Annotated in this window: 15 protein-coding genes; 1 reads left to right on the plus strand and 14 read right to left on the minus strand. The window is 49.8% G+C overall.

Annotated features, from left to right (window positions below):
* Positions 1–21 precede the first annotated feature (21 nt).
* Together thpR and KJS65_RS23530 are read right to left on the minus strand one after the other, a co-directional pair.
* Positions 22–690, minus strand: coding sequence for an RNA 2',3'-cyclic phosphodiesterase (gene thpR, locus KJS65_RS23525; protein ID WP_213652264.1), 669 nt, complete (start codon positions 688–690; stop codon positions 22–24).
* A 69-nt stretch (positions 691–759) separates the two neighbouring features.
* Positions 760–2,514 carry an ABC transporter ATP-binding protein gene (locus KJS65_RS23530; protein ID WP_374706211.1) on the minus strand — a complete coding sequence of 585 codons (1,755 nt, stop codon included), beginning with the start codon at positions 2,512–2,514 and terminating at the stop codon, positions 760–762.
* Between the two features lie 187 nt (positions 2,515–2,701).
* Here KJS65_RS23530 and KJS65_RS23535 point away from each other — a divergent pair, with 187 nt between their 5' ends.
* The gene (locus KJS65_RS23535; RefSeq protein ID WP_213652265.1) at positions 2,702–3,673 is read left to right on the plus strand and encodes a D-2-hydroxyacid dehydrogenase; all 972 of its coding nucleotides are present in this window, start codon (positions 2,702–2,704) and stop codon (positions 3,671–3,673) included.
* 49 nt (positions 3,674–3,722) lie between these two features.
* On the opposite strand, the gene KJS65_RS23540 is transcribed toward KJS65_RS23535, so the two are convergent.
* From KJS65_RS23540 to glpK, 12 genes are all read right to left on the minus strand, one after another.
* Complete coding sequence (locus KJS65_RS23540) at positions 3,723–4,703, minus strand: TRM11 family SAM-dependent methyltransferase (protein WP_213652266.1); 981 nt, start codon at positions 4,701–4,703, stop codon at positions 3,723–3,725.
* A gap of 32 nt (positions 4,704–4,735) precedes the next feature.
* Positions 4,736–5,692, minus strand: a complete 957-nt coding sequence (locus tag KJS65_RS23545) for an MsnO8 family LLM class oxidoreductase (RefSeq protein WP_213652267.1) — start codon at positions 5,690–5,692, stop codon at positions 4,736–4,738.
* Positions 5,693–5,734: 42 nt separating this feature from the next.
* Positions 5,735–7,144 (minus strand): deoxyguanosinetriphosphate triphosphohydrolase family protein, encoded by a 1,410-nt coding sequence (locus tag KJS65_RS23550; RefSeq protein WP_213652268.1) that lies wholly within the window; start codon positions 7,142–7,144, stop codon positions 5,735–5,737.
* A 216-nt stretch (positions 7,145–7,360) separates the two neighbouring features.
* On the minus strand, positions 7,361–8,548 hold the full coding sequence (locus KJS65_RS23555; RefSeq protein ID WP_213652269.1) for an anti-sigma factor: 1,188 nt from the start codon (positions 8,546–8,548) through the stop codon (positions 7,361–7,363).
* The gene (locus KJS65_RS23560) at positions 8,538–9,053 is read right to left on the minus strand and encodes a sigma-70 family RNA polymerase sigma factor (protein ID WP_306432989.1); all 516 of its coding nucleotides are present in this window, start codon (positions 9,051–9,053) and stop codon (positions 8,538–8,540) included. The genes KJS65_RS23555 and KJS65_RS23560 overlap by 11 nt, the downstream gene beginning before the upstream one ends.
* A gap of 211 nt (positions 9,054–9,264) precedes the next feature.
* On the minus strand, positions 9,265–10,161 hold the full coding sequence (gene nikC / locus KJS65_RS23565; protein ID WP_213652270.1) for a nickel transporter permease: 897 nt from the start codon (positions 10,159–10,161) through the stop codon (positions 9,265–9,267).
* An 11-nt stretch (positions 10,162–10,172) separates the two neighbouring features.
* Positions 10,173–11,177 (minus strand): ABC transporter permease, encoded by a 1,005-nt coding sequence (locus tag KJS65_RS23570; RefSeq protein ID WP_213652271.1) that lies wholly within the window; start codon positions 11,175–11,177, stop codon positions 10,173–10,175.
* Between the two features lie 17 nt (positions 11,178–11,194).
* Positions 11,195–12,862 (minus strand): ABC transporter substrate-binding protein, encoded by a 1,668-nt coding sequence (locus tag KJS65_RS23575; RefSeq protein ID WP_244864759.1) that lies wholly within the window; start codon positions 12,860–12,862, stop codon positions 11,195–11,197.
* A 135-nt stretch (positions 12,863–12,997) separates the two neighbouring features.
* Positions 12,998–13,987, minus strand: a complete 990-nt coding sequence (locus KJS65_RS23580; protein ID WP_213652272.1) for an ABC transporter ATP-binding protein — start codon at positions 13,985–13,987, stop codon at positions 12,998–13,000.
* A complete protein-coding gene (locus KJS65_RS23585; protein WP_213652273.1) occupies positions 13,984–14,973 on the minus strand; it encodes an ABC transporter ATP-binding protein in 990 nt (329 codons plus the stop codon). Before KJS65_RS23585 ends, KJS65_RS23580 begins: the two co-directional genes overlap by 4 nt.
* Before the next feature lie 628 nt (positions 14,974–15,601).
* Positions 15,602–17,272: a glycerol-3-phosphate dehydrogenase/oxidase gene (locus KJS65_RS23590; RefSeq protein WP_213652274.1), complete on the minus strand. Its 1,671-nt coding sequence runs from the start codon at positions 17,270–17,272 to the stop codon at positions 15,602–15,604.
* Positions 17,273–17,350: 78 nt separating this feature from the next.
* The gene (gene glpK / locus KJS65_RS23595; RefSeq protein WP_213652275.1) at positions 17,351–18,841 is read right to left on the minus strand and encodes a glycerol kinase GlpK; all 1,491 of its coding nucleotides are present in this window, start codon (positions 18,839–18,841) and stop codon (positions 17,351–17,353) included.
* Positions 18,842–18,917: the final 76 nt, after the last annotated feature.

An 18,917-nucleotide genomic window follows, 5' to 3' on the forward strand; every position in this document is an offset into this window, starting at 1 on the left:
AAGCTTGAAAATATCAATCTCCTAATCTTCCATGCGGAAGGATTCTAGTATCTCATACATTGGACGATCGTGCAAATGCGTGGAAAAAAGTACAAATTCGTTTATAGTCCAGAAGGCCTCCCCCTCTTCTTGCCCCTTGAGCGCTGTTTGCGGAAGTAATGAGGGCACTGAATCCAATTGAAAAGGCTCATTTCCCGTGTATTTTCGGGCAATTGTGATATGAGGATGATAGGGACGGGACTCTTTCACAAAACCGAACTCCTCCATTCCAATAGTCACAGCTTCCTGCAGTTGATTGAGCATATGATTGTAGTCAATTACTCCAGCCCAAAGCACTTTTGGGGAGGTCCCAACACCAAAGATACCGGCTTTCCCAAACTTAAGTTTAAATGGATGGAATTGGTGAGCTATGGTCTGAAGCTTTTGCGAAATGGCTGGTACGCGGACTGGTTCCACATCTCCTAGAAACTGGAGAGTGATATGATAATCCTCCCTGTGCGTCCATGTTTTGAAAGCAAATTCTTGCTGATAATGTTCTCTCCATTCCTCCAGCTTGGACTTTAGATCCTCAGATAATTTTATCGCTATAAACAGCCGGAGCGGCTGCTCCTTTATTTGCTTATCCATGTAAAATATACCCCTTTCGAAAATTTTCCTTCTATATAATAGCCTCATTTTAGTATATCCCAAAAATGCCTATGTCCTCCAAAAATATAAGACCACAGGAAAAATTTCCTGCGGTCTGTGTAATGATCATTTTTATCCGAATTGTGCTTGATGCAGTCTTGCATACACGCCCCCGCTTTGCAGGAGTTCCTCATGGCGTCCATGCTCGGCGATTCCCTCTTCCGTTACGACGATAATCCGATCAGCATTACGGATGGTAGCCAGTCTGTGCGCGATCACAAGCGTGGTCCGGTTGACCGCCAAGATTTCCAGCGCCTCCTGGATAATTGCTTCTGTCTCGGTATCGAGGGCAGATGTCGCTTCATCCAAAATTAATATCGGAGGATTCTTAAGAAACATGCGTGCAATGGCCAGTCGTTGGCGCTGTCCGCCAGACAACTTCAGGCCGCGCTCACCAATAATGGTATCAAGCCCGTCCGGCAGTGACGCCACAAGGGATTCCAGATGAGCTTTTTGCACCGCATCCAGCAGATCCTCTTCGCTCGCATTCAAATCCCCATAGGCGATATTTTCACGGATCGTCCCGCTGAATAGGAACACGTCCTGCTGTACCATACCGATCTGTGAGCGGAGCGAATGCTGGGTCATTTCGCGAATATCCATCCCATCAATCGTGATAGCTCCTTCTTCCACATCGTAAAAACGCGGGATGAGGCTGCACAGAGTTGATTTTCCGGCGCCCGAGGGTCCGACCAGGGCTACCGTTTCACCGGCTTGAACCGTCAGGTTGATATCCTCCAGAATCCGTCTGTGATTTTCGTAGCCGAATGATACGTTACGGAATTCAATATCACCGCGAAGCTGCTTCACTTCCACCGCATTCGGCTGATCCTTAATTTCAGGGTCGGTATCCATCAGGTCACAGAAGCGTTTGAAGCCTGCCATCCCCTTAGGATAGCTCTCCATCAAGGCATTGATTTTGTCGATCGGCTTCAGGAAAATATTGACGTACAGCAGAAAAGCAACCAGTTCGCCGTAAGTCAGCTTATTCTGATAAGCAAACCAGGCGCCGCAGATCAGCACGATCAGCGAGATCAGTCGTGTCAGCATATACATCCCCGAGACACTAAAAGACATGACCAAGTACGAGTGCAGCTTGGCAAGACGGAAACCGGCATTGCTTACGCGAAAACGTTCGATTTCAAACTCTTCGTTGCCAAAGGATTTGACGACCCGAATCCCGGAAACGCTATCTTCAACGCCGGCATTCAGCTCCGCAATATTGCGGAACATTTCCGAGGATGCATGGTTCAGCCTCTGATTAAAAAATACAATCAGCCATACGATAAACGGCATGATGATGAAAGTGATTAAGGCAAGCTGCCAGTTGACCGTCCACATGATACAAAATGCCCCGAGAAAAGTCATGACGGCAATGAACATATCTTCCGGCCCGTGGTGGGCCATCTCCCCGATATCAAAAAGATCATTGGTCATTCGCGACATCAAGTGCCCTGTTTTTGTGTTGTCAAAATACTTGAATGACTGCTTCTGCACATGGTTAAACGCCTGCTGGCGCATATCCGATTCGATATTGATGCCCAGCTTATGCCCCCAGTAGCTGACGATAAACTGCAGCCCCATGCTGACCAGATAGAGGGCAAGCAAACCGCATCCCGCTGCGATAATCGTACCCCATGCTCCATCCGGCAGCAGCTTGTCCACCACCCACTGGACTGCGACCGGAAATCCGAGTTCAAGCAATCCTGCTACCACTGCACAGCCAAAATCGATCATAAACAGTCTTTTATGCGGACCATAATATGCCATGAACCTTCGAATCAGACCCGAATTTTGACCTGCAGCCTTTCCTGCATTTTGCATCATACGCTTGCTAAGCCTCCACATCTATATGTAAGTAACCTGATTATAGCGTAAAGACCAAAGTTGGAGACATACCTTTCGCGATAAAATGTTTATATAAAAAGATCCCCTTCTTTTCATGGCCTGTTTAAATCTGGTATTCTAGTAGGTAATAAATAAAGTACATAACACAGAATGAGGAGGCTTAAGCATGAAACAGATCGTATGTCTTCATTCCCTGACACCGGAACAAATTCATCAGATCGAGCAGGCCGCCCCCGGCTTTGAAATGATTGTAAAGAATAAGAAGGAGCTCGACCAACAGCAGATCAAGAACGCGGAAATCATCGTCGGTTGGTCGAAAACGATTGCCGAACATGCCCTGCAGGAGGATAGTAAGCTGAAATGGGTGCAGACTTGGTCTGCGGGTGTGGATACCCTGCCTTTAGAGCGATTAAGGGATCGGGGCATCCTGATCACCAACTCCAGCGGGGTGCATGCCATTCCGATTTCGGAAAGCATATTTGCTATGATGCTCTCCTTCTCCCGTCAGATGCATATCGCCGTCCGCCATCAACTGCAGAAGAACTGGAAATCGGATCTGGCCGTTCCGGGACACAGTACACTGGGCGAGATAAACGGCAAAACATTGGTTATCGTCGGCGTGGGAGAAATCGGCCGCGAAACTGCCCGACTGGCCAAGGCTTTCGGCATGCATGTTATCGGGGTCAGACGCTCGGATAAACCGGAGCCGAACGTGGATCAAATGTTTACGATGGATGGCTTGCATGAGGCTCTTGGTCAGGGCGATTACATTGTGAATGTGCTGCCGTTAACGGAGGAAACTCATCATATGTTTGACTCCGCAGCCTGGAAGGCAGCCAAAAAAGGCGCATGCTTCATCAATGCCGGCCGCGGGCCGACGGTTGATACGTCCTCGCTAATTGATGCCTTGAACAGCGGACAAATCAGCGGTGCTGGTCTGGACGTATTTGAACAGGAGCCGCTCCCATCGGACAATCCGCTGTGGACGATGGAACAAGTGATCATTACTCCGCATGTTGCCGGAAGCAATGACCGTTACACCGAGCGGGTGGTTGATATTTTCACGGAAAATGTTAAAGCCTACGCCCAAGGGCAAAAGCCGCCGCGCAATCTGGTTGATTACGAACGGATGTATTAATAATAAAAGCCCCAGTCTCTCATTTAGAAGAGACCGGGGCTTTCCTATATTAAGCCTCGCACAGCCACACATGGCGTACAAAGCTACCCTTCCATACCTTGCATTCAACCTTGATGCGGTAACCCGCTTCTTCGATCCGGCTCCGTACCTCTTCTTCAGTGGATACGATCACCGCCCGCGGCGCCAGACGATGAAGGCTCGCCAGCATACGCTTCTGCTCTTCCGTTGGCAATACCGAGCAGAGATTGTAGGGCATATCTAAAATCGCAGCATCGAACGGACCATCCAGTTCATTCATATCCCCCAGCGTAACCAGCTCCACAGGATAACCGTAGTGCTCCAGATTCGTTCTTGCTCCGCGGATGGCAAGAGGATTGATATCTCTTCCCCGGATGTCCAGCCCCATGGACAAGGCTTCAATCAGCACATTGCCCATCCCGCAGCAAGGGTCCACCGCCCGTAAACCTTCTGTATCCGGCGCCATAATATTAACCAGCGTTCTGGCTGTGGCGGCGCTGAGGCCCGTGGAATAGTTCTGCGGTTTATGGATATGCGAGTGCCATGTCCGCTGCGGATAGTGACATATGCCTAGCAGCCAGGTCCCCTGTATAGAGATCAGCCCTAGCGTAATATCCGGCTTCCTCATATCAGCCCTTCCCTGAATCCGGCTTCCGACGAGCCGTTCAAATGCTCTCTGATCCTCATAAGGATAAGGATCACCTGATTTGATAAATATCACTTTGAAAGTTTTTTTGTCCTCAACAAGCTGTCTCAAGCTTGCGTGCTCCGCAAGCTCTTCCACTGAGTTTCCGCTAAGCAGCACATCCATACGCAGAGACAGGAACGGACTGCGGTCGGGATCGATATCCTGTTGACTTAGCAGCAGTGATTCCTTCCGGTATTCCTCGCTGCTGCCAAATAATGCCCGCATCTCCATACTGCAAAGCTCCGCTTCCGTCTCATGGCTGGCATACGTATAGAGATAAACCATGTGACCGTCCGCCAAGTCCTGTTGTACATGTTCTTTCATGAATAACCTGTTCCTTTCCAAGGCCAAATGAGCTATATATTATTCACTCCTAAACAGCAGGAGGCAAGCATTCGGTAAGAATCAAGCCGCTTCCGATAATCCTGAACAGGGGTAAATACAAGGAATTCATCGCATTCATAGACGCCTGCAAACATAGCGAGCCGCTCCCTTACCTGCTCCGGTGTGCCGTATACAAGCCGGTTTTGTGGTTCACCACGTACTTCTTGTTCTCCCGGCCCGCTCCGTTCTGGTCCCGGCAGCTTAGCTGCCCGCAGCAGATGCTCTGCCTCCTGCTCCGTCTCGGCACAAATAACCCCAATCGCCACCATCATGCGCGGCTTGTCCAGCAGAGCAGAAGGATGAAAGCTCTCACGGTACGTTTTCAGCACCTCGGCACCGTCACGTTCGCTCATAAACTGCCCAAAGACATAACCTGTGCCATACTCGGCAGCAAAACCTGCACTCTTGCTGTTCGTGCCCAGCATCCATAACTCCGGCTGGATCTGTGGAAAAGGTCTGGCCTGAACCAGCTGTTCTTCATAGACATATCGGTCATCCAGAAGCTTAATCAAAGCCCGCATCTTCTTCGGCATATCTGCGACATTCTGCAGAAAGTTACCGCTAAGCGCCATCGAAGCATGGGCTGAGCCGCCAGGCGCGCGACCGATCCCGAGATCAATGCGTCCCGGATTCAAAGCAGCCAGCAGGCGGAAGCTCTCCGCGACCTTCAGCGGGCTATAGTGAGGCAAGAGCAGAGCGCCTGTCCCCAGCCGGATCCGGTTAGTCTTCGCTCCGATATGTGCGAGGAGCAGCTCCGGTGAGGCACAGGACAGATTCTCCAGATCATGATGCTCAGCTGCCCAATAACGCGAATAGCCCCACTGTTCCGCCGAAGACGCAAGCACCACTGCCTCCTGAAGCGCGGTTTCATAGGAGACCTCTCCTATTCTTGGTACCAAATCCAGCACGCTTAAGCTTATTCCCGTCATGATTTCAGCCCCTCTCACACAAACCGATTATGAAACCTCTATTTAATCCAGATCGTAAATGGACCCTACCTTTAGTCCGTACAATTCATTATAGATCTTTTCCGCAAAGGCGTCCGTCATGCCGGCGATATAATCGATGACCATGTGCTCCCATGTCCAAATCGGGCGGCTGCTAGCCTGATCCCTCTCGTAGCGCTGGAGCCAGTCGGACGGAATAATGGATTTGGATGTGACAGGATCGAGAAAAGCATCCCAGAGATGCTTAATCATCCACTCGCTCCGTTTTTGCAGACGCTGCACGCGCAAATCCCGGATCATGGTGACCCAGGCAAAGCTCTTCAGGACGCTAACGGTACGAAGCATATCGAGATTTTCTTCATTGTCCTTGATAAACGTAACCTTTTTCCAGTCCCCATCTTCGATGACTCCAAGGTTACTGACGAACAGACTTACCCAGAAGGCCTTGACCTCGCGCCGAGTCCGGGAATAATCATGCTCGCAGGAAGGCAGCTTATCATTCCAGACCTGCAAGAAGGAGGTCATGACCTCTTCTACTTTGAGGCGGATGCGGTCCGCGTCCCAGCCTTTCCAGAAGAAATCCTCCAGCGTCATGATCTTCTCAATAATCAGGCGGATAATATAAGGATCATGCAGAAAATGCTCATGCACCTCAATCTTCCCAGCCTTAATCCCATCTTCCAGATCATGCGCGGAGTAGGCAATATCATCGCATAAATCCATGAGCTGCGATTCCAGCGTTCTTTTATCGGAGGGAATGCCCCAGTCCTGGCGGATCTCCGAAATATAACTCCATTCATGCTGGTAGAGGCCCTTCTTACTCAACGTACCCGGGAACGGATATTTGTTAATCCCCAGCAGCACCGCGTCGGATAAATTAAGCCCATCCACGTTTTCCCGTTTTTCCAGAAACATAATCAGCCGGAAATTATGCGCGTTGCCTTCAAAATGCTCATATTTATGCCGCATGCGGATGCGCACATCCTGAATTTGTTCGGAGTTCATATATAAGCCTTCAACCGCTTCTTTCGTCTTATCCTTGATAAGCTGATCCAGAATGCCGTCCAGCACTTCTTCACCCTTATGTCCAAAAGGCGGATGTCCAAAATCATGGGCAATCGCCGCGCATTCCACGACCTCCGGATCGATCACAAGTCCAGGATTATCAGCCATCTCTTCCGTAACTTCAGGATATGCACGCACCAGACTTTTGGCCGCTTCGCGGGCAATCTGCGCGACTTCGAGCGAATGTGTCAGGCGTGTGCGGTAATAGTCACCGGTCCCCGCGCCAAAAACCTGAGACTTGCCCTGCAACCGGCGGAATGTCGGTGAATGAATCAGCCTTGAATAATCCCGTTCATACGTAGCTCTGGACGCATCCAGTCTGGTTTGTTCAGGGTACTGACGGTGTTCTCTTTTCTCTTTGATATTCATATACAGCACTCCTTGGCTCCAGTTTTTTATTTTTTTCATTATAAGACATTTCGAACCCGCTGTACTTGTAAATTTATAAACGCGTGATGCTTCTTCTATTCGATAATTGCTTTCCTATCATAAATCTGCACAAAAAAGCCGCCTTTCAGACCGTTATCACGGTCCGCATCGACGGCTAATGGATACACAGATTGTAAAATCAGTCCAATCATTCCATTACGGCTCCTGGTTCCAGTTCCACAATGTGACTTTTCCAACGCGAATACCGGACACCGCAGGGTCATTTTTCAGCTTTAGAATTTCTTTGGTAGGGCCGGTCACAACGGCTCCATAGATTTTAACCCCGTTCTTCTCCACATAATCAAGAGTATCGCTAATGTCCACAAAAGGAATCAGATTTCTCGCCGCTAATTTATGCTTTTCCAGAATGCGGAGGGTATTGATAAAGTTCTCATTCCTTAGCTCTCCTGAGCCGTAGGGGTCTACACCAGGATATGAAGTTGAAGTAGTGCTCATTGAGGTGAAGAGTCCCGTTTTTTGTTTTGAACTACTCGTGACCTTCCCATCGCCAGGATGCCATACGGGGTACGATGGAAATCCAATTGGGCTGACCACCATTCCGTAATCGCGTTTTGCCGATCCCTCACCATTGTCTACAGCAAACCAGAGCGGATCAAACGGTTTGCCCTCGAACAGCTTCAAAAAATCATCTGTTGAATATAGCTGTTTGTAAGATACATAGGCCTCCGTTACCGTGCCTTCAGGCAGCTTCTCCAGCCTTTTCCATTCTGCACCACTGTCTATGGCTTTATATCCTGGATATTGAAAAAGAACTTTTCCGATTGCTTCGGCATCTGACCAGGAGAAATCATATATTCGCAGCCAGCTGAATAGAAATGATCCCGAGAAATCTCCTACCTCAAGATTTTCATCTCCCACGCGTTTCGTCATTTTCCCGGTTGCCTTCATATTAAAATAAGTCCCAGCATTGCTGCTCAGATTAACTTTGATATTAGGATATCCGACAGCGATAGCCGACTCCACCACATCCTTGTTCACTTCACTACGATCCGGGCTCCCTGCTGAAAAGTAAATCGCGCTCCCGATCGAAGACAAGAACGTAAACCATATAAACAAACTGAATAGTGTTAATACCGTGCCAAAACGCGCCTTCCATTTCCCTCTTCGGAGCAGTCTCGCTTCCCGCTTATGCATTTTCTTCTCTTCAGCAGATAACTTACCGTGCCCCGTGTTCTTCTTGTCTTCCTCACTGTCCAGCATGTTATCCAGATAGGACTGGTAGACTTCCATCTTCTCCAGCTCCTGCTCCAGCTGTAGCTTTTCCTCGTCCGGCAGCTTTCCATCCCGGTAATCCTGCAGCTTTTTTCTGAAATCATCGCTCATTCTGATCGTTCCTTTCCCGGATCTTCCGCAGCTGCTGCCTGGCCCTAAACAGCAGAATTTTAAAATGCGATAGTGCAATGCCCATAATATCCGCGCTTTCCTGGTATGAAAACTGATGCAGATCATATAAAATCAAAGCCTGCTTCTGCAGATCAGGAAGCTTAGATATCCAATCCTGCAGCGTATCCCTGGCTTCCTTTTGCAAAATGACCGATTCAGGTTCCTTCCTGTCATCATCAGGCAGATTATGAAAAAAATCATCCGACGACGTGATACTTCGGCTTTCTTTACGCTTCATATCAATAAAGGCATTGTAGGCCACCCGGAAGAGCCAAGGCTTGATCTTCTCATCCTTGTAATTTTCCAGATGCAAATAAGCCCGGTAAAAGGTCTCCTGTACCAGATCCTCTGCGGCAGCTTCTTCTCCGCAAAGGGTCCGTAAATATCGGTACACTTCAGGCATATATTTCCGGTACACGCTTTCGAGTGTGCTGCGCTTCATCATTTAATCCCCTCAATAAAACCACGTTTCAACCAGACAATAGTTACAGACTTTTGGAAAATAATCTCAAAAACTTATCAGATCCTTACCACTTCCACCTAAATGGCACGGATTCCTCCAAGAACAAGATGGGCCAGGACAGACGAACAGGACACAAAAAAGCAGCCCTCTACCTCATTGTGAGGTAAAAAGCTGCTCTCTGCTTACTCATGTTTTAATTTTTCATTCTTGGATCCAGTACATCCCGCAGGCCGTCCCCGAGGAGATTGAAACCGAGCACCGTCAGCATGATCGATACACCCGGAAAAACGACCGTCCAAGGTGCTTTCTGAATAAACTGACGGGAGTCGGACAGCATTTTGCCCCACTCCGGCTCCGGAGGCTGAGCGCCGAGACCAAGGAAGCCGAGGGCCGCCGCTTCGATAATCGCCGTCGCAATGCCAAGCGTGCCCTGCACGATGATCGGCGTCAGGCTGTTCGGCAAAATATGGCTGAGGAGAATACGCATATTTTTCATTCCAATCGCCTTTGCCGACGTGATATACTCTTCATTCTTCAAGCTGAGCACCTTCGCCCGGACCAGCCGGCCGTAAGTTGGAATGTTAACGATCGCGATGGCGTACAGCGCATTTTGCAGCGAAGGCCCCAGAATGGCCACGATTGCAATCGCGAGCAGGATGCTCGGGAATGCCAGCAAAATGTCGAAGAGTCTTGAAATGACCATATCCGCCCATTTGCCAAAGTAGCCCGCAATAATTCCCAGTGCCGTGCCGGCTGCAATGGAGCCAATCACCGAAAAGAAGCCGACCCAAAGCGAAATTCTTGCGCCATACAATACCCGGCTGAACAAATCGCGTCCGAGATCATCCGTTCCGAACCAATGGGCCGAGGATGGTGCCTTCAGGCGGTCCATCAGCTGCTGATCCTTGTAATCAAAGGGTGCAATCAGCGGCGCGATCAGGGCAATCACAATGAAGAAAATAATAATCATGAGCCCGATCATCGCGATTTTATTTTTACGAAACGCCCTCCACGCATCACGCCAGGGGCCTGACACTTCCTCCATGACTGGAGCGGCGGCGGAGCTTGGTTTAACCGTAACTTCTGCCATGTTCTTCCCCCTTATTTGTATTGGATGCGCGGATCAATCAAGGCGTACAGCAGATCCACTATCAGATTAATAACGATAAAAATGAATGCGATAATAAGAATACCGCTTTGAATAACCGGATAATCACGGGAGCTAATCGCTTCGAAAATATAACGGCCCACACCCGGCCATGCGAAAATGGTTTCCGTCAGCACCGCTCCGCCGAGCAGCGAACCCGTCTGCAGACCGATGACGGTCAATACAGGAATGGACGCGTTCTTCAGAGCATGCTTATACACCACGAAAAACTGGGATAAGCCTTTGGCTTTGGCTGTACGGACATAATCGGATTTCATGACCTCGAGCATGCTCGAACGCGTCATCCGTGCAATGATCGCCATGGGAATCGTACCGAGCGCGATGCTCGGCAGTACCAGATGCTTCATGACCGTCCACAGCTGATCCCATCTGCCGGCAATGATGGAATCTATGATGTACAGATTCGTGACCGACTCCACCGGATCGCGCTGGTCCATCCTTCCAATGGAAGGGAGCCAGTGCAGTTTAATGGAGAAGATCCACTGTTCCATCAGACCAAGCCAAAATATCGGCATGGAGACCCCAACCAGTGCGATCACCATGATAATGTAATCAAACCAGGAATTCTGCCTCCATGCGCTGATAATACCGGCATTCATCCCTACAAACGTTGCGAACAGCATACTTGTGAAGGTCAACTCCAGCGTAGCTGCAAGATACGGCATGATCTCCTTCGCAATCGGTTCCTTTGTCCGGACCGATTTCCCCAAATCACCTTTGGCCAGATCTCCAAGGTAGGTAAAATACTGCTGCAGCCAGGGCTTATTCAGCCCCAGCTGCTGGCGCAGCGCCTCCTTGGATTGCTCGGTGGCCTTTTGGCCGAGAATCGTTTCTGCCGGATCACCGGGAATGGCATGAATAATGGAGAATACGATAATGGTCATTCCGATCAGAACCGGAATCAGAATCAACAGGCGTTTCAATACATATGAGCTCAAAGCAATTCACCTGCCGATTATTCAAAGTAGATGTTGCTGTAGGCTTCAGTACCTGTTGGCGACGGCACATACCCTTTCAGATTGGCTTTGGCGGCCAGAATTGGCGTGGTATGCACAAGCGGAATCCATGGAATATCTTTTTTGATGATTTCCTGAGACTTCTTGTACAGCTCTACACGCTTGTCCTGGCTAACTTCCTTCTGAGCTTCAATCAGAATTTTGTGAAGGTCTTCATTCACATAGAAGCTGCGGTTGTTGCCTGGGATGGAATCCTTATCAAGCAGCGTATAGATAAAGTTATCCGGGTCGCCGTTATCGCCTGTCCAGCCCATCATGTAAATATCGTCCTTGGCGCCTGCTTTCGTATCATCCAGATACGTTGCCCACTCCGGAGATTGAATGTTGACTTTGACTCCGATTTTTTCGAAATCCGCCTGGATTGCCTCTGCCACCTTCTTGCCATCCGGCATATAAGGACGGGATACCGGCATCGCATAGAACGTGACCGGATCAGGCAGCCCATTTGGATAACCTGCTTCTGCAAGCAGCTTCTTGGCGGTGTCCAGGTTATAGTCATAATCCTGAATGCTGTCATTATGACCCCATAGCGTAGGCGGCATTGGATTCACGGCTGGTTTAGCCTGTCCTGCGAAGAAAGCATCAACAATACCTTGTTTGTTCACCGCATGGCTGAGCGCCTCTCTAACCTTCACGTTATCAAACGGTTTTTTCTTCAGGTTAAAGCCGAGGTATGCGATGTTGAAGGATGGCCGGTTGATCTTTTGCAGATCGCTTTTGCTTTCGAGCACGGACAGGTCATCCGGGTTCAAATCCTCCATGATGTCGATTTCTCCATTTTGCAGCGCATTGAATCGTGCGGAATTGTCCGGAATGGAACGTACGATAACCTTGTTCAGCTTCGGAAGCCCCTGCTTCCAGTAGTTCGGATTCTTTTCCAAAGTGATGGAATCATTACGTTTCCATTCTTTAAATACAAATGGCCCTGTGCCGACCGGCTCGCTTTTAAAATTCTCTTTTTTCTCCTTGATCGCTGCCGGGCTCCCGATGCCAAAACAGGTCATGGCGATATTTTGCAGGAATGGTGCCTGCGGCTGGGCAAGCGTGAACTCTACCGTATTCGTATCCACAGCTTTCACGTCCTTAATGACCCGGGAGCCATCAGGACCAAACATGGAATCATAATAGTCGAAGGAATCGCCTTCGAATTTGAATTCGCTCTTCGGATCACTCCAGCGCTGGAAGTTGAACACGACGGCCTCTGCGTTAAAGTCCGTGCCATCATGGAACTTGACCCCCTGGCGCAGCTTGAACGTATACTTCAGACCATCCGGGGATACTTCCCAGCTCTCTGCGAGTGCGGGCTGAACTTCCGTTTCCCCTTCCTTATACTCCAGCAGCGAGTCGAACACCTGATGTCCGATCTTCAAGGATTCTCCATCCGTGACAATGGCTGGATCCAATGCTACCGAATCCCCGCCGCGCCCAAATACCAGTGTATCCTGCGTCTTTTTCTCCTCTGGCTTCGGATCTTCTTTCTTCTCCGTGCTGTCTGTCGTCTTCGGTGTCTCGGATGCCTGCTTTCCGTCGCTCTTGCTGCCGCATCCCGTAAGCGTAAATACCATCACCATCGTCAGTGCCAGGAAAACGCTCGTCCATCTCTTCATCGTTTTTTTCCCCTTTCTTTTCTTACAGATCGAATAAAAAGTGTTTATATGCGGGACTTTGCATAGGTTCGATTGAACCTTTCATTTGCAAAGCCTCAAACAGCAGCTATAAGCCGCATGAAACCGAAATCATCACTACTGCCTGCTGGATAACTCCGGGGTATACAAATGGCAGGCCGTCATATGCCCGCCTCCGGTATCCAGAAGCTGAGGACGGACCTCACTGCACACCTTCATCGCCTTTGGACATCTCGTATGAAAAGCGCATCCGACCGGCGCATTGGCCGGACTCGGCACTTCCCCCTGCAAAATAATCCGCTGCCTTTTCAAATCCGGATCAGGCTCCGGCACTGCGGAGAGAAGCGCTTGGGTGTATGGATGCTGCGGTGTATCATACAACTGATGCTTGTCCGCAATTTCCACGATTCGCCCGAGATACATGACGGCAACACGGTCACATATATGCTTCACCACACTGAGATCATGCGCGATAAAAATATACGTTAGCTTGAACTCACTCTGCAGATCCTGCAGCAGGTTAATGACCTGTGACTGGATCGATACATCCAGCGCGGACACCGGCTCATCCGCAACAATCAGCTTGGGCTGCAGGGCCAGTGCTCTGGCGATGCCGATCCGCTGCCGCTGCCCTCCCGAAAACTGATGGGGATAACGGTGCAGATGCGTCCGTGTTAGGCCAACGACGTCGATCAGCCGCTCAATCCGTTCCTGCCGCTCTTTGCGGCTTGAGATACCGTGAACAATGAGGGGTTCCTCCAGAATGCGCTGCACGCTATGCCGCGGATCCAGCGAAGAGAACGGGTCCTGAAATACAATCTGCATATCCCGGCGCTGCTTACGCATGGCCTCCATGGACAGACCTGTAATCTCCCGACCTTCGAAAAGAACCTTGCCCTCACTTGGTTCAATCAGCCGCAGAATCGAGCGTCCGGTCGTGGATTTGCCACAGCCCGACTCACCAACCAGACCGAAGGTTTCGCCCCGGCGGACGGAAAACGAAATATCATCCACGGCTTTTACATGTCCCAGCGTTTTGTTCCACAGTCCTTTACGGATAGGAAAATACTTTTTCAGATGCGAAACCTCAAGCAGTGTCTCACTCATACGGCATCCTCCTGCGGGGTTTCATGGAGCCAGCATCTGCAACTGTGACCGGTTTCCTGCTCCGTTAAATTTGGTAGCGCTTCCAAACATCTTTGCATGACATGCGGACATCTTGCGGCAAAGCGGCAGCCCTGCATATTTTTGCTGAGAATCGGCACATTGCCGGGAATGGAATACAAACGCTCCCTGGTCTCATTCATACGGGGAACCGATTGAATCAACCCCTGGGTGTACGGATGAAGGGGATTTTTGAAGATGTCATGCACGCTGCCTTCCTCCACAACCTTACCGGCATACATCACCGCTACCCGGTGGCACATTTCAGCGACCACGCCGAGATCATGCGTAATCATCATGACAGCCATGCCCTGCTCTTCATTAAGCCGCCGGATCAAATCCAGAATCTGAGCCTGAATCGTTACATCCAAAGCGGTTGTCGGCTCATCAGCGATCAGTACTTCGGGACTGCAGGCGATGGACATGGCAATCATCACCCGCTGCCTCATCCCTCCTGACAGTTGATGCGGATATTCATCAATAATGGACTCCGCTCTTGCGATACCGACCTTTTTGAGCATATCGAGCGTGATCGAGCGCGCTTTTTTCCTGCTGATGCCTCGGTGCAGACGGACGGTTTCTGTAATCTGCTGTCCTACCGTAAACAGGGGATTGAGCGAGGTCATCGGTTCCTGAAAGATCATCGAAATCGAGTTGCCGCGGATTTTGCGCATCTCCCATTCCCTAAGCGGAACGATATCTTTGCCTTTGAATCGTATGGATCCGCTTACAATTTTGCCTGGCGGACTCGGAACCAGCTTGAGTACCGACAATGAGGTCACACTTTTGCCGCAGCCGGATTCTCCAACGACACCAAGCACTTCACCCGGATTCAGATACAAATCGACACCGTCAACTGCCGGAATTTCCCCACGGTCTGTGAAAAAATGCGTCCGGAGATTCTTGATCTCGAGTATTGGCTTGCCCATGCAAAAACTCCTTTGTGCTAAAAATGGGTTGCTTGGGATGAATATGAACAATTGAACTTTGGTCAAATGGGTGCAAAAAACAGCCCGCCTGTTCTTCAGCGGCTTCTAATTTAGGTTTCATTCGTTTTTAGATTGTCTTTTCGATACAATCCCCTTTTCTGTTTATTTGGACAAAATTATAACGCTTAAATTTTCTGATAAAGCATTCATCAGGTCTGCCATGTCATGCTTTGGGTAAGATAGAGCCAAGGGTAGGTATGATGCCGGGAAAAGTCTGTGAAAGGTTCTGCATGATTGTGAAGTGAGGTCATAGAAGTAAGGAGTGACTTCTGTCTGCATGCGAAGTGAGTAGAACTTTAGATGGATGGATCCAGATCGAAGTAAATCATTGATTAGCATCAGAAACATCGAATACTATAAATATTCCGTTATTTAATACAAAACTTTACTACAAGAAATAAGCAGTTACAAGAAATATTTTACAGCTTGTACAAATTATATTCGGACACAATTCTACTTTTTTCTACAAAATTAATCATTAAACAGCAGAAATGCAAAACAAAGTACCTTTTTAAGGTCTTCATTTTGCATTTTATGATCTTTTTCGTTTTATTTTATGGATATCCGCTTATACCGTTAAATCACCGGTTGGGGTAACCGCATCAACGAGCGCCTTTTCCAATTCAATCGTGTAGCGCGTTTGGGCCTGCGGACTCCACTTCAAGCAGGAGGACATCATATCAATGACAGGCTGCTTCATTTTTCGTGCCATATCGATGTTGAACAAGGTCAACCCAGAGCGCCGAGTAAAGAAATCTACCGGAGATACTACCATTTCTTCGTCCAATGCATAGGCCAGCTGGCCATAAAGCATCAGCGGAAGTTTGAAAGTCCCCGCTTTATCCTTGCCTTCTGCAATGCGCTTGTACACTTTGGGGGCATTCGTACCGTACATCCGTGCGATCCTGACCGCCTCCGCTTGCGAAAGTCCTGCCTGTACGCCCGTAGGCGTGGTTTTTTGTATAAATGCGTCCAAAGCCTTGGCCCCGCCCATATCTCCGCCAGAAATCGGAAGATGCTTGGTTTGGCATGGCTTGAAAGATCGCTGCTGCGATTCTTCCAGCTTTTTGGCTAACACATCGACAATCGTTTCTGCCATTTTCCGATATCCGGTCAGCTTGCCGCCTGCAATCGTCAGCAGCCCGCTGTCGGACTCCCAAATCTCATCCTTCCGGGAAATCTCCGACGGGTCCTTTCCTTCCTCATAGATGAGTGGACGCACCCCGGCCCAGCTGGATTCAATATCCTTTTCGGTGATATTCACATCGGGGAACATAAAATTAATGGCATTGATAATATAGCTCCGGTCACTCGCCGTCATTTGCGGATGTACCGGATTCTGGTCATAAAAGGTGTCCGTGGTACCCACGTAGGCTTTTCCATCACGCGGTATGGCGAATACCATTCTCTTATCCGGAGTATCAAAATAAACCGCCTGCCGCAGCGGAAACCGGGACTGATCGATCACGAGGTGAACACCCTTGGTCAACCGGAGCGTTTTACCCTTTTTGGAGTCATCCATCTCCCGAATCCGGTCGACCCATGGTCCGGTAGAATTGACAACCCTGGCCGCCTTTATTTCATAGGCATCCCCTGTCAGAAAGTCTCGGACGGCGGCGCCCTTCACCTGTTTCTGGTCACTATAAATGAGGTTTTCGACTTTGGTGTAATTTAAGGCCGTGGCCCCGTGCTCTACAGCAGCTTTCATCACTTCAATCGTGAGACGGGCGTCATCCGTACGGTATTCGACGTAATAGCCGCCGCCTTTGAGCCCATCTTTTTTAATGAGCGGCTCTTTTTCTAGCGTTTGCTGGATGGAAAGCATGGAGCGTCGCTCCCCCTTTTTCACACCCGCCAGAAAATCATACACACGCAGTCCGATCGACGTGCTGAACTTACCGAAGGTGCCGCCTTTATGCATCGGGAGCAGCATCCATTCCGGCGTGGTCACATGCGGTCCGTTTTCATACACAATCGCTCTTTCCTTGCCGACCTCCGCTACCATGCCGATCTCAAACTGCTTCAGATAGCGCAGCCCGCCGTGAACCAGCTTCGTCGACCGGCTGGAGGTGCCTGCCGCAAAATCCTGCATTTCCACCAGAGCCACCTTCATGCCGCGTGCTGCCGCATCCAAGGCGATTCCTGCCCCCGTAATCCCTCCGCCGATTACAAGGACGTCAAACGTTTCGCCGCTCAGTGCATTTTTGATCTGTTCCCGTTCCGTGTTCGTGAAAGTCATCTATGCTCATCTCCTCTGCATGCACTAAAGGCCATAAAGGCGCGCACTTATTGTATCATTCCAGGATTTTGCAAAATTTCACTTGAACGCCATGGCTGCGTTAACTGCTTTTTTCCAGCCTTCATACAATCCTTCGCGAACATCCTCGTCCATGACCGGCTCAAATTCATGCTGCTTCGCCCACAGCTCCGAAATTTCCTCCTGGCTCTTCCAGTAGCCAACCGCGAGTCCCGCCAGATAAGCTGCACCGAGTGCCGTTGTTTCGTTGACGACCGGTCTTTCCACCGTCACGCCCAAAATATCGCTTTGGAACTGCATCAGGAAGTTGTTATGCACAGCACCGCCGTCCACGCGCAGCGTTCTCAGCTCAATGCCGGAATCGCCCTCCATCGCAGCAATTACATCCCGGGTCTGGTAAGCAAGCGACTCGAGCACTGCCCGGATAAAATGCTCCTTCGAGGTGCCGCGTGTGAGGCCGAAAACCGCTCCGCGTACATCGCTGTCCCAGTATGGAGTGCCGAGACCCACAAAAGCAGGTACAACATACACACCGTCCGTACTGCTGACCCGCGCGGCGTAATCCTCGCTTTCCTTGGAGTCCTTGAGCATACGGAGACCGTCCCGAAGCCACTGCACGGCGGATCCCGCCACGAAAATACTGCCCTCCAGCGCGTATTCCACACGTCCGTTAATGCCCCACGCGATTGTGGTCAGCAAGCCATGCTCGGAGTGTACGGCAGTTTCGCCGGTATTTTTCAGCATAAAGCAGCCGGTTCCATATGTATTCTTCGCCATTCCCTCATCGAAGCAGGCTTGACCAAACAAGGCCGCCTGCTGGTCGCCAGCCGCTCCGGCAATCGGAATCTCCTGGCCAAAAAAGTGATGCTTTACCGTGTGGCCGTACACTTCGGAAGATGGACGCACCTCAGGCAGCATAGACGAAGGTACGCCAAGAATCTCCAGCAGCTCCTCGTCCCATGTTAATTCGTGGATATTGTACATCAGTGTACGGGAAGCGTTGGAGTAGTCCGTCACATGCCGCTTTCCCCCGGTAAACTTCCAGATCAGCCAGGAGTCGATTGTGCCGAATAGCAGCCGGCCCTGCTCGGCTTTTTCACGGGCACCTTCCACATGGTCCAGAATCCATTTTACTTTGGTACCCGAAAAATAAGGGTCAATGAGAAGGCCTGTTTTTTCGCGTACGAGGTCGTTATATCCCTTGGATTTCAATTCCTCACAGATCCCGCTCGTCTGCCGCGATTGCCATACCACCGCGTGGTATACTGGCTCTTCCGTTTCCTTGTCCCAAACGACGGTGGTTTCCCGCTGGTTGGTAATGCCAATACCTTCGATCTGCTCCGCCTTGACGCCAGACTCCGAAAGAAGCGAAGCGATGACCGACAGAATCGATCCCCATATCTCGTTGGCATTATGCTCGACCCAGCCCGGATTCGGAAAATATTGCGTGATCTCTTTTTGCGCGGTGTAGACGATTTCTCCCGCTTTATTGAATAAAATCGCGCGCGAGCTCGTTGTTCCCTGGTCCAAAGACAATATGTATTTTTCCATAGCTCTCCCCCGGTTTATGTAGAATGGATTGTTAAGGTCATGTAAACGCTTTAGTGAATTTTGATAAAAAAGTGCT

Source organism: Paenibacillus sp. J23TS9, assembly GCF_018403225.1.
In the GTDB taxonomy this organism is placed as follows: Bacteria; Bacillota; Bacilli; order Paenibacillales; family Paenibacillaceae; genus Paenibacillus_AQ.

Bases quoted from the DNA above. Each gene is read 5' to 3' on its own strand.
- KJS65_RS23530 (WP_374706211.1), bottom strand. From the start codon at position 2,514: ATGATGCAAAATGCAGGAAAGGCTGCAGGTCAAAATTCGGGTCTGATT.
- KJS65_RS23535 (WP_213652265.1), top strand. From the start codon at position 2,702: ATGAAACAGATCGTATGTCTTCATTCCCTGACACCGGAACAAATTCAT.
- KJS65_RS23540 (WP_213652266.1), bottom strand. From the start codon at position 4,703: ATGAAAGAACATGTACAACAGGACTTGGCGGACGGTCACATGGTTTAT.
- KJS65_RS23545 (WP_213652267.1), bottom strand. From the start codon at position 5,692: ATGACGGGAATAAGCTTAAGCGTGCTGGATTTGGTACCAAGAATAGGA.
- KJS65_RS23550 (WP_213652268.1), bottom strand. From the start codon at position 7,144: ATGAATATCAAAGAGAAAAGAGAACACCGTCAGTACCCTGAACAAACC.
- KJS65_RS23555 (WP_213652269.1), bottom strand. From the start codon at position 8,548: ATGAGCGATGATTTCAGAAAAAAGCTGCAGGATTACCGGGATGGAAAG.
- KJS65_RS23560 (WP_306432989.1), bottom strand. From the start codon at position 9,053: ATGATGAAGCGCAGCACACTCGAAAGCGTGTACCGGAAATATATGCCT.
- nikC (WP_213652270.1), bottom strand. From the start codon at position 10,161: ATGGCAGAAGTTACGGTTAAACCAAGCTCCGCCGCCGCTCCAGTCATG.
- KJS65_RS23575 (WP_244864759.1), bottom strand. From the start codon at position 12,862: ATGAAGAGATGGACGAGCGTTTTCCTGGCACTGACGATGGTGATGGTA.
- KJS65_RS23580 (WP_213652272.1), bottom strand. From the start codon at position 13,987: ATGAGTGAGACACTGCTTGAGGTTTCGCATCTGAAAAAGTATTTTCCT.
- KJS65_RS23585 (WP_213652273.1), bottom strand. From the start codon at position 14,973: ATGGGCAAGCCAATACTCGAGATCAAGAATCTCCGGACGCATTTTTTC.
- KJS65_RS23590 (WP_213652274.1), bottom strand. From the start codon at position 17,272: ATGACTTTCACGAACACGGAACGGGAACAGATCAAAAATGCACTGAGC.
- glpK (WP_213652275.1), bottom strand. From the start codon at position 18,841: ATGGAAAAATACATATTGTCTTTGGACCAGGGAACAACGAGCTCGCGC.